Below are 9,941 nucleotides of genomic sequence, written 5' to 3'. Positions count from 1 at the left end.
GTTGAAAATGCATCCAATGACGTACGGTCTCTATAGCCAAAAAGGCCCCAGTCCTAATGTTTGTCTAGAGGACTGGGACCTTTTTTATTTTCATAATATAGTCAGTACTTAAAAAAATCATTCCTCTTCTGTATATGCTTCGGTGGTCGTATCCATGCACTCCCAACATTCACTTCTATTCCTTTCAAACTTGGACAATTCACTCCCACAAGAAATGCAAACATCCATAGTATAGATTCCCCTTTCATGTGAAAATTTTTAATAAAACCTATAAGCCGTAAAAACCTATTATGTTTAATGTATTCCACGATAGCTTGTTAGAGAACCTTGAAACTTCATAGCTAAAACAAAATCAATCGTGAGTTCCACTTTTTAAAATCAGACAGGTACTGGGGTCAGGTTTTCTTTTAGAAAACATGTCTAATCAGGTTTTATATTTTTCCATATTAATATAGTAATAAACTTCTAGGAGGTGTAAATGATTGAAACGTAGAAAAAAGAGCCTGCTGCCTCTTTGTATTTTTCCAGGTTATCGATGGTGTGGGCCAGGATGCAGCGGGCCGGGTAGTCCAATTAATGATGTAGATGGCTGCTGCTACCAGCATGACCGCTGTCTGAGCCGAGGGAATTCCCCGTGTTACTGTGATAAGCAATTTATGGAATGCCTCAGCTCAAAAATTAATCCTCATACGCAAAAAGGAAGAAATGCCCGCCTAATGTACGGCTTTATGAAACTGAAAACAACATTCACCTGTCCCAAATAGGTGATGTGTAGTTAAACTTTGATATGCTTAAGTGACATCCATTTGCTTACACAAAATAAACTTAAATCTAAAGATAGTTCGATATCAATTTGTCCAACCACTCTAAATTAGTTAAACTATAAAGGATGATAATTCGTCGGTAAATTACTTTGAATAATGGGTGGGAGAGAGCATTAAATGAATAAAAGAGTAGTGATTACAGGTATTGGAGCAGTCACTCCTTTGGGGAATGATGCTCATTCAACATGGGAACAGATTAAACGTGGTGTCTCAGGTATTGGACCAGCAACGATATTTGATGTAGAAAAAGTGGATATCAAAATCGCCGCGGAAGTAAAGGGCTTTGCACCAGAAGAATTTATGGATAAAAAAGAAGCGAGAAGAATGGGGCGTTATAGCCAGTTCGCAGTTGCTGCAAGTCAAATGGCTGTCAATGATGCAGGAATCCGAATCGGTGAGAATATTCAACCTGAGCGAGTGGGCGTTTGGATTGGATCAGGAATTGGCGGGCTAGCTGAATTCGAGGAACAACATCGGAAATTTATTGAAAAAGGTCAAAGAAGAGTCAACCCGTTTATTATTCCCATGTTTATCCCTGACATGGCGGCTGGACAAGTTTCTATTGCACTTGGAGCAAAAGGAATCAACAATTGTTCGGTTACAGCATGTGCGTCAGGCGCCAATTCAATCGGTGATGCATTCCGCGTTATTCAAAAGGGGAATGTGGATATGATAATTGCTGGCGGAACAGAAGCAACGATTACAGAGATGACCGTTGCCGGATTTTCTAATATGACAGCCCTTTCAAAAAATCCAGATCCGAACACAGCAAGCCGGCCTTTTGATAAGAATCGTGATGGATTTGTCATCGGGGAAGGCGCAGGAATTGTGGTGCTAGAAGAATTAGAGCATGCTTTAGCGCGTGGTGCGAATATATATGGGGAATTGATAGGATATGGAGCTACGGGTGATGCCCATCATATTACTACACCTGCACCAGACGGAGATGGACCAGGGAGAGCAATGAAATTAGCATTAGATGATGCTGGGATTTCCCCTGAACAAGTCGACTATATCAATGCACATGGGACCTCGACTTATTATAATGATTTGTATGAAACGTTAGCCATTAAAGAGGTTTTCAAGGAACATGCCTATACTTTATCTGTCAGTTCCACGAAATCGATGACGGGCCACTTGTTGGGAGCTACAGGAGCAATTGAGGCCATTTTTTCTCTATTAGCCATCAAGGAAGGAATCATTCCTCCAACCATTAACTATCAAACACCTGATGAACAACTTGATTTAGATTATGTCCCCAATGTGGCAAAGGAGAAGGATGTTCAAGTAGTGCTATCCAACTCATTAGGATTTGGCGGTCATAATGCCACATTGATTTTTAAAAAGTTTACTGAGTAACTAAAATGAAGGTGTCTAAATATCATTTAGATACCTTTTTTGTATGTTGTTTTTCCACTATTAAAATAAAAAACAAGTCGATAAAAGGACTTTTATCGGTAATAAATCACACTTTGACAGGTTTCCCGATAATTCCTTCCTAACCAAACGTTTGATTAATAACAAGAAAACCCCTTGAATTAAAAAGGATTTTTCCCGGGAAATGGAGAAAAGAATGTCGAAATCGGCACAGACATAAAATGCGGATAAAACTAAAAAGGTTATGTTAAACCAAACACCTTGTTTAACATAACCTTTTAATGAAATTACTGTACTTCAGCTTTTTTGATTTGTTTGCTTCGTAACTGGCCGCACGCCGCATCAATATCTGTTCCGTGTTCTTGGCGGATTTTACAATTAATCCCGCCCTTTTTCAACGTATCATAAAATGCCAGGACTGATTCCTGTTCACTTCTTTGATATTGACTATGTTCATCGACCGGATTATATGGAATTAAGTTTACATAGACTTGCTGTCCGAGAGGGCGAAGAAGTTCGGCCAGTTGCTCGGCTTCTTGCTTATGATCATTTACATCACGCAACAGAATATATTCAATGGTAATCCGACGGTTTGTCTTTTCTACGTAATACTCCATCGCCTGCATTAATCTTTCAATCGGAATCGCACGGTTTATTTTCATAATACGTGTACGAAGCTCATTATTTGGCGCATGCAAGGAAACAGCAAGATTTACCTGCAGCCCCATATCCGTGAACTCAATAAGCTTGTCCGCGAGACCGCTGGTTGACACGGTGATCCGTCTAGCCGCAATCGCAAGCCCTTTATCATCTTTAATCACCCTGATAAAGTCTATTAGGTTTATAAAATTATCAAATGGTTCACCAATCCCCATCACGACTACGTGACTGACCGTTTCACCTTGTCCTTTGTTGTCCAGATGCAATTGAACGTTCATAATTTGCTCGACAATTTCCCCACTCGATAAATCCCGGCTTTTTGCTAATAAACCACTCGCACAAAAACTGCAGCCGATGTTACAGCCTACTTGCGTTGTCACACAAACGGAAAGGCCATATTTCTGGCGCATTAAAACCGTTTCAATCAAGTTGCCATCCTGAAGTTTAAACAAGAACTTAATTGTTCCATCGGCGGATTCTTGCTTAATATGCTCCTGTAAGGTTTGGATCACGAAGTTGTCTGACAGTAATTGAACACACGCTTGATTTACTTCTGTCATTTCCAAGAAATTTGTGACACGCTTTCGATAAAGATATTCCCATACTTTTTGTGCTCTCGACTTCTTCTCACCGTGCTCGGTAAGCCAGGATGCCAATTGATCTATCGTTAATCCATAGATGGACTCTTTATTCATAAGTTCCCCTCATTTCGTTACAGTAATAATTCTTTTTTTACACAGATTCCGATATATCTTAAAAGAGCCCTATCAATTACATACAATCACTTCTCGTATAAATAACCCTTTTTTAGCAACCGCTCGATCAATAATCGAAAAACCTGCTTTAATAAGGATTTCATCGATCGGTTCAACGGTGACCACGACCACTCTGTTTGCGATACGACGTGCACTTTGGAGCATCTCAAGCTGTTCTTCCGGGGTTATCACCGAACACAAATTATAAGGCAAATCAATAATTGCTACATCATAATGATTGGTGATCTCGCGAATATCAGCTAAAATTATTTCTCCGCTAAGACCAAAGTGTATCATGTTTTCTCGTGCCCCAGGAAGGATCAACTGATTGCGATCACTTCCGACAATATCAATTCCCATCGACCTAGCTTCAACTAGGACGGTTCCAATTCCACAGCAAGGATCGATGGCCTTAATTCCGTTTGGATTGGGGATGGCGATATTTACCACTGCTCTAGCCACACGTGTGTTGAGCGCTGTGGAATAACTGTTTGGCTTCTTTTGATGCCGAAACCAAACCGACTCACTTTTTACATACTCACCGAAGACCCAACTTCCGTCTATATTCATGACGCTAAACAATCGATCAGGATGACGAAGATCTGCTTGACCATTGATGTGTAAGCCAAGCTCTCGTTCAATGGCACGTCGGTTTTCGAATCCTTCTTGTTCACTTTTTGCCTGACCACTATTTTTTACATAGGTGACTTTAAACGTTGCTCCGCTTAGTTGTAAAGTTTCTACCTGTATAAAAAGATCCTCAAGGCTTTCCACCTCATATAACACCGTGATTCTTTCTTTAATAAACGGGCTTCGACTTGGGTCGATTTTTACGAAACTTTCCAAGACATTAGATTGAGACACCTCACCGAATAATGAGCGCATTTCCAAAGCACACAAAGAGCGTTCATCCTCAGCATAGGCGTAAGTATATATATAGGTCGTACCTTTTTGGAGAGTCATATCCAAATCGTTATCATACTTTAATTTATTTATTTCATCTTCACCTCAAGTTTATCTGAAAAACATAATCTATTATACCAAGAAAAGACGCATTTTTAAAAATTTCCTTTAATTGGGTGTCGAAATGAGTGTCGGGCACCAATTCGCTAGATTATAATTATAATGAGGCAATTTATGGAGGTTAATGATGGGCTATATTGAAGATTTACGAAAAATAGTCGGGAACCGGCCACTTATTTTAGTAGGTGCTATGGTGTGCGTAATTGATGATAAAGGAAAAATTCTTTTACAAAAAAGACCTGAAGGCATTTGGGGACTTCCAGGCGGGCTATTAGAATTAGGGGAGTCTGTCGAGGAGGCCGGAAGAAGAGAAGTGTTTGAAGAAACCGGCGTTGAAATTGGCCAACTTCAGTTAGTAGAGATATTTTCAGGTAAGCAGTATTTTCGAAAGCTGCCAAATGGCGATGAATTCTATCCAGTCACGATTGCCTATGTATCAAAAGATATTAAAAAGAATACGATCAAAATTGATGGGAAAGAGTCGATTGATGCTGGATTTTTCCCGTTACACGAGTTACCGGAACAAACCAGTCCGTTAGTCATGAAAATGATTCAACAATATCCTAATATGCTCAAATAGACCTTTCATAAGAAGGTCTATTTGCAGGTATAGTCAATGGTGTAATATAGTATTTGTCTCCATGGACATCATATAGACAGAATAATTACATTTTCTCATTCGCAGCAAGAGCTGGTAATTTTTTTAGATTTGATATCCACTCGTTGTAGTGGCCTTCACATAGCCCTCTAAGAAAGTGGTAATTTGAACAATTTTTAACTCCACATAATTTTATTACTTTTGGCATATGTGGGTAGCCTAATTTATTGTAAATGTAGTTATGATGTTCACAGTATCCATTTGCAAAATAAGGTTTGGAACAGTCTACAGCCAGACAATGGTCAATTGAGCAAGCTTCTACCCTAATAGTGTCTATTTTTCCGGACCTTCTCATTCTTACATAATGCTTATTACATAACTGTCGTGCTTTTATTTGTTCATCGCATCCCTCTACCGTACATATACCCTTTGTTGAATACCGCTTATTTTCAAGGATTTCCATCTTACTCACCTCCCGTACATGCTGTCGAATTTTTATAGACATTTTTTCCTATCAAATTGCTGCTTATATTTTTGTCGAAATTTCTTTAATTTTTATATTATTGAAATAATAATACAATTTCTTAGGTTTGTATATATACTTTAAAATATTCAAAGTATTAAGATTTGTAAGCGATTTTTTGGACAAACATATTGAAGGTGCCGGAGGATATAGCTGTGGTTTCCAAAGGCCAAGTTTTTTTGCGGTTATTTTTGCATTGTTTTATAATAAAAGGAACTTAAAATGCTTTCTAAACTACAATGACTTGATTTAATAAGGTTTTCAACAGGAGGATTACTTGGAATGACAACAGAAGGGACATTTAATGGTGTCGATGGAACAGAACTATTTTTTCAAGTGACCGAGCCATTAACGGCTCCAAAAGCGGCAGTTATTTTAGTTCACGGTCATGGCGACCATAGCGGAGGGCTCCAGAATCTTAGCGAAAGTTTGGTTAAAAAAGAATATATTGTTTATGCCTTTGATTTGCGCGGTCATGGAAAAAGTACTGGTAAAAGGGGATTTATCCGGTCTTGGGATGAATTTAGAGGGGATTTACACGAGTTTCGAAAGCTCGTATCTCTAGATCAGCCCGAATTGCCATTGTATATTGTGGGACATAGCATTGGCGGCCTGATTACCCTCGACTATGCTTTAGATCATAGCGCAGGTATCTCAGGCATTATTGCGATTTCACCTGCCATCTCTTACGAAGTGACACCGATAGAGCAGTTAGGGATTAGCTTAATGGGGAAGGTTAAACCAGACTATAGTATCAATAAATCTCGAAATTTTCGATTGCTGAGGAAAAATTCAGCCGTGCGTGCTAAATATTATTCCGACCGTTTACGTCACAATATCGTTACACCTGGTTTGGGACATAGCTTAATCCAAGCGACTTCACGCGTTGTAAATAAAGCAACTTCGATTAGTCTTCCGTTTTTATTGCAATACGGACTTGACGATAGAATTACACCACCAGCAAAGCTGAGCCAATTTTTTCAACAAGTTGCTTCAAAGGATAAACAGCTATATGAGTACTCTTTAGTCAAGCATCGCCCCTTTGATGGAGTGGGAAGAGAGAAGTTTTTAGGAGATTTGGTTGGCTGGTTAGACAAACAGATGGATAAAAAACAAAAGGTGCTATATATAGAGATCATTTAAAGTCCATTTCCCGCTATTTTATGAAGAGCTGGACTTTAGTTGAAAATAAGATATTTTCTTACTACAGTACATAATGCTGTGGTATTTTTCGTATATGAAGACATAATCGGTCCAGCGGTAACATAGGAAGGGTATGATGCCCGTGAGGTCGGAAAAGAAGGTTCAACGGTAACTATAGGAAGGGTATGATGCCCGTGAGGCTGGAAAAAAAGGTCCGACGGTAACCATAGGAAGGGTATGATGCCCGTGAGGCTGGAAAAAAAGGTCCGACGGTAACCATAGGAAGTGTATGTTGCCCGTGAGGTCGGAAAAAAAGGTTCAATGGTAACCATAGGAAGGGTATGATGCCCGTGAAGCCGGAATAAAAGGTTCAACGGTAACTAGTGAATGCGACTAAAGCCCGTGGAGATAAAAATTAGAAACTAGCAAAACCTTTAATGAATTGTGAATTTGTTTAGACATTGGTTTACCTACTTTCCACTTCAAATGGTAATTAGTTTATGTAATTTTCTTAGTGTTGTTTAATAACTTTCTTTCCTTCTACGCGTTTAAAGATAGTTCTTTTCACATTAAACACCTCACCGTTATTTTACAACGTTTCATATCGTTTATAATATATTTCCAAAAAAACCATTAGTGGGTATAGAAAAGTCGTCTGTGTAATATGCTGAGTTTTTGATATTATTAAAACGTTAATGGGCCCAGTCGTAGGACTGGGCTTTATTTGTCTAGAGATAGTCTTTCATTGGGACATCAAAAAATATTCCAAACCTTATTGACAGAATAATTTAATGATTCTATGATTTAATTGTTAACCTTGTTGTGATTTTGGTTTACAATTAAAAGGCATATGGTTGGAATTTCGGAACTTTGGAATATTCGGAATTTATCGGATTTGCATGGTAAATGAAATAAAATGGAGGGATAAAGATGAATAACTGGATGGAACTTGCAGATCGTGTGTTAGATGGGGAGGAAATAACAAATCAGGAGGCCCTTTCAATTTTAGATTGTCCTGATGATGATGTACTTTTACTAATGCATGCTACCTTTCAAATTAGAAAGAGATATTATGGAAAAAAAGTAAAGCTTAATATGATCATGAATGCGAAATCTGGACTCTGTCAGGAAAATTGTGGCTATTGCTCTCAATCTTCTATTTCGACAGCACCGATTAATTCTTACAGAATGGTAGACAAGGATACTATACTTGAAGGTGCCAAACGTGCACATGATTTAAATATAGGGACGTACTGTATTGTTGCTAGTGGTAGAGGGCCATCTAATAAAGATGTAGATCACGTGGTGGACGCAGTTAAAGAAATAAAGACAACATATGGATTGAAAGTTTGTGCCTGCCTAGGGCTGTTAAAACCTGACCAAGCAAAACGATTAAAAGAAGCCGGGGTAGATCGTTACAATCATAATATCAATACATCTGCGAGCAATCATGCAAACATCACAACTTCACATACATACGATGATCGAGTCAATACGGTTGAAACGGTAAAAGAATACGGAATGTCTCCATGTTCAGGTGTCATTGTAGGGATGAAGGAGACAAAGCAAGATGTAGTCGATATGGCTAACAGCTTAAAAGCTCTTGATGCGGATTCAATTCCAGTTAATTTCTTACATGCGATTGATGGTACTCCGTTAGAAGGAGTAAAGGAATTGAACCCACTTTATTGTTTAAAGGTTTTGGCATTATTTCGTTTTATCAATCCAACAAAGGAAATTCGAATATCAGGTGGACGAGAAGTTAACCTACGTTCACTCCAAGCATTGGGTTTATATGCAGCCAATTCCATCTTTGTCGGTGATTACTTAACAACGACTGGACAAGCTGAAACGGAAGATCACAAAATGTTACTTGATTTAGGATTTGAAGTAGAATCCGTAGAAGAAATGAAAGCTAGCCTTAGCTAGAGGGTTTATTGTAATACCAAATCAAAGCAAGAGACACCCTGACCGAAGTCATTAGGTGTCTCTTTTTTTAGTATATAGCTTATAACCATCCGCCAATTTCTAAGATCGTCAGACCAATCTCAACAACAATGAGAGTTACGATGATCCATTCCACGAATAGGCCACGAATCGAATGGCTGATGGTGGAAAAACCATCCATGATGTTATATAAAATCTCCGTTTTGCTTTTTAAAATTTTATAGCGATCATTCAACTCAAAAAACTCCAACATCCTGTCATAAAAATCACCAGCTGTGCTGCTTGTCCATGTAATATCAGGCTTATCCAAAATCATGATATAGGCAAGCGTATTATACTCATGACGGACGATTTTTGCAGTGGTCCTTGCCAGTTCCTTGTTGCCGATTCTCAGTTTTCCTTTCTCTAGCCTGTCGATCATGGTTTCAAGTTTGTCGTGGATTTTCCCGAGTTGTTCCTCTGTTTTCTCGAGTGCCACTGATTTGGCGATTACTGTAGAAATCAATTCAGGATAAAAATCCTCATATTCTGGCACGACCACATATTCGTCGGTCAATTCAATATTCTCCGTTTCACAGATATGAAGGCAGTAATCGTCGCTATATCTATCAGCCTGTTCGATTTCAAAGTCTGGTTCAAAGGAATGGATGTAGTGAAGTAGGACTGTTATCTCATCAACGTGTGTGTGATTAATGAAGACAATGCTGCCAAAAGAAAAGACTAACACCATTTGCGAATCAACTACATTTTTATGGAGGATCGATTCTAGAATATCGCCTTTCAGGATTAGTGGCTGTTCCCAAGTGAATTTCTTGGGAATACCGCAATGGATGGCAATTTTGTTCAAGTCAATTTCATGGGTAATGGCAAATGCTTTAAAGGTAATTTCTTTCACTTTGATCACCTTTCCAGTGATTTGTCCTTTCTTTGATTTTATTCTAATCAACACAAAAACATGCTTGGACAATTCTTAGAGTAATTTATGGTGGATGTAAATCGCCAATGCATCGTATTACAAAAAAAGATAAAGGGACAAACTAGTTTTGAAAGGGGGAAGTTATGGAAGAGAATAAAAAGGTACCGCAGAAATT

General features: G+C 38.6%; 8 protein-coding genes. 4 read left to right on the top strand and 4 right to left on the bottom strand.

Going from position 1 to position 9,941, the window contains the following annotated elements; genetic code table 11:
- Positions 1 to 941 precede the first annotated feature (941 nt).
- A complete protein-coding gene (fabF, locus tag J7E77_RS24780) occupies positions 942 to 2,183 on the top strand; it encodes a beta-ketoacyl-ACP synthase II (protein WP_214717534.1) in 1,242 nt (413 codons plus the stop codon).
- 305 nt (positions 2,184 to 2,488) lie between these two features.
- On the opposite strand, the gene rlmN is transcribed toward fabF, so the two are convergent.
- Together rlmN and J7E77_RS24770 are read right to left on the bottom strand one after the other, a co-directional pair.
- Positions 2,489 to 3,556, bottom strand: a complete 1,068-nt coding sequence (rlmN, locus tag J7E77_RS24775) for a dual-specificity RNA methyltransferase RlmN (protein ID WP_214717532.1) — start codon at positions 3,554 to 3,556, stop codon at positions 2,489 to 2,491.
- 72 nt (positions 3,557 to 3,628) lie between these two features.
- Positions 3,629 to 4,579 carry a TRM11 family SAM-dependent methyltransferase gene (locus J7E77_RS24770; RefSeq protein ID WP_214717530.1) on the bottom strand — a complete coding sequence of 317 codons (951 nt, stop codon included), beginning with the start codon at positions 4,577 to 4,579 and terminating at the stop codon, positions 3,629 to 3,631.
- A 187-nt stretch (positions 4,580 to 4,766) separates the two neighbouring features.
- On the opposite strand from J7E77_RS24770, the gene J7E77_RS24765 reads away from it, so the two are divergent.
- Positions 4,767 to 5,219: an NUDIX hydrolase gene (locus tag J7E77_RS24765; RefSeq protein WP_214717528.1), complete on the top strand. Its 453-nt coding sequence runs from the start codon at positions 4,767 to 4,769 to the stop codon at positions 5,217 to 5,219.
- Positions 5,220 to 5,304: 85 nt separating this feature from the next.
- On the opposite strand, the gene J7E77_RS24760 is transcribed toward J7E77_RS24765, so the two are convergent.
- On the bottom strand, positions 5,305 to 5,700 hold the full coding sequence (locus tag J7E77_RS24760) for a hypothetical protein (protein WP_214717526.1): 396 nt from the start codon (positions 5,698 to 5,700) through the stop codon (positions 5,305 to 5,307).
- 342 nt (positions 5,701 to 6,042) lie between these two features.
- Here J7E77_RS24760 and J7E77_RS24755 point away from each other — a divergent pair, with 342 nt between their 5' ends.
- A complete protein-coding gene (locus J7E77_RS24755; RefSeq protein WP_214717524.1) occupies positions 6,043 to 6,903 on the top strand; it encodes an alpha/beta hydrolase in 861 nt (286 codons plus the stop codon).
- A 930-nt stretch (positions 6,904 to 7,833) separates the two neighbouring features.
- Entirely contained in the window at positions 7,834 to 8,832 is a 999-nt protein-coding gene (bioB, locus tag J7E77_RS24750) for a biotin synthase BioB (protein WP_214717522.1), read from the top strand.
- Between the two features lie 79 nt (positions 8,833 to 8,911).
- On the opposite strand, the gene J7E77_RS24745 is transcribed toward bioB, so the two are convergent.
- Complete coding sequence (locus J7E77_RS24745) at positions 8,912 to 9,796, bottom strand: RMD1 family protein (protein WP_251026849.1); 885 nt, start codon at positions 9,794 to 9,796, stop codon at positions 8,912 to 8,914.
- Between the last annotated feature and the right edge of the window lie 145 nt (positions 9,797 to 9,941).

The sequence above is a fragment of the Bacillus sp. ISL-77 genome (genome assembly GCF_018613105.1).
The sequence above is the reverse complement of the archived record's forward strand: the minus strand, read 5'-3'. Positions and strand labels throughout refer to the sequence as shown.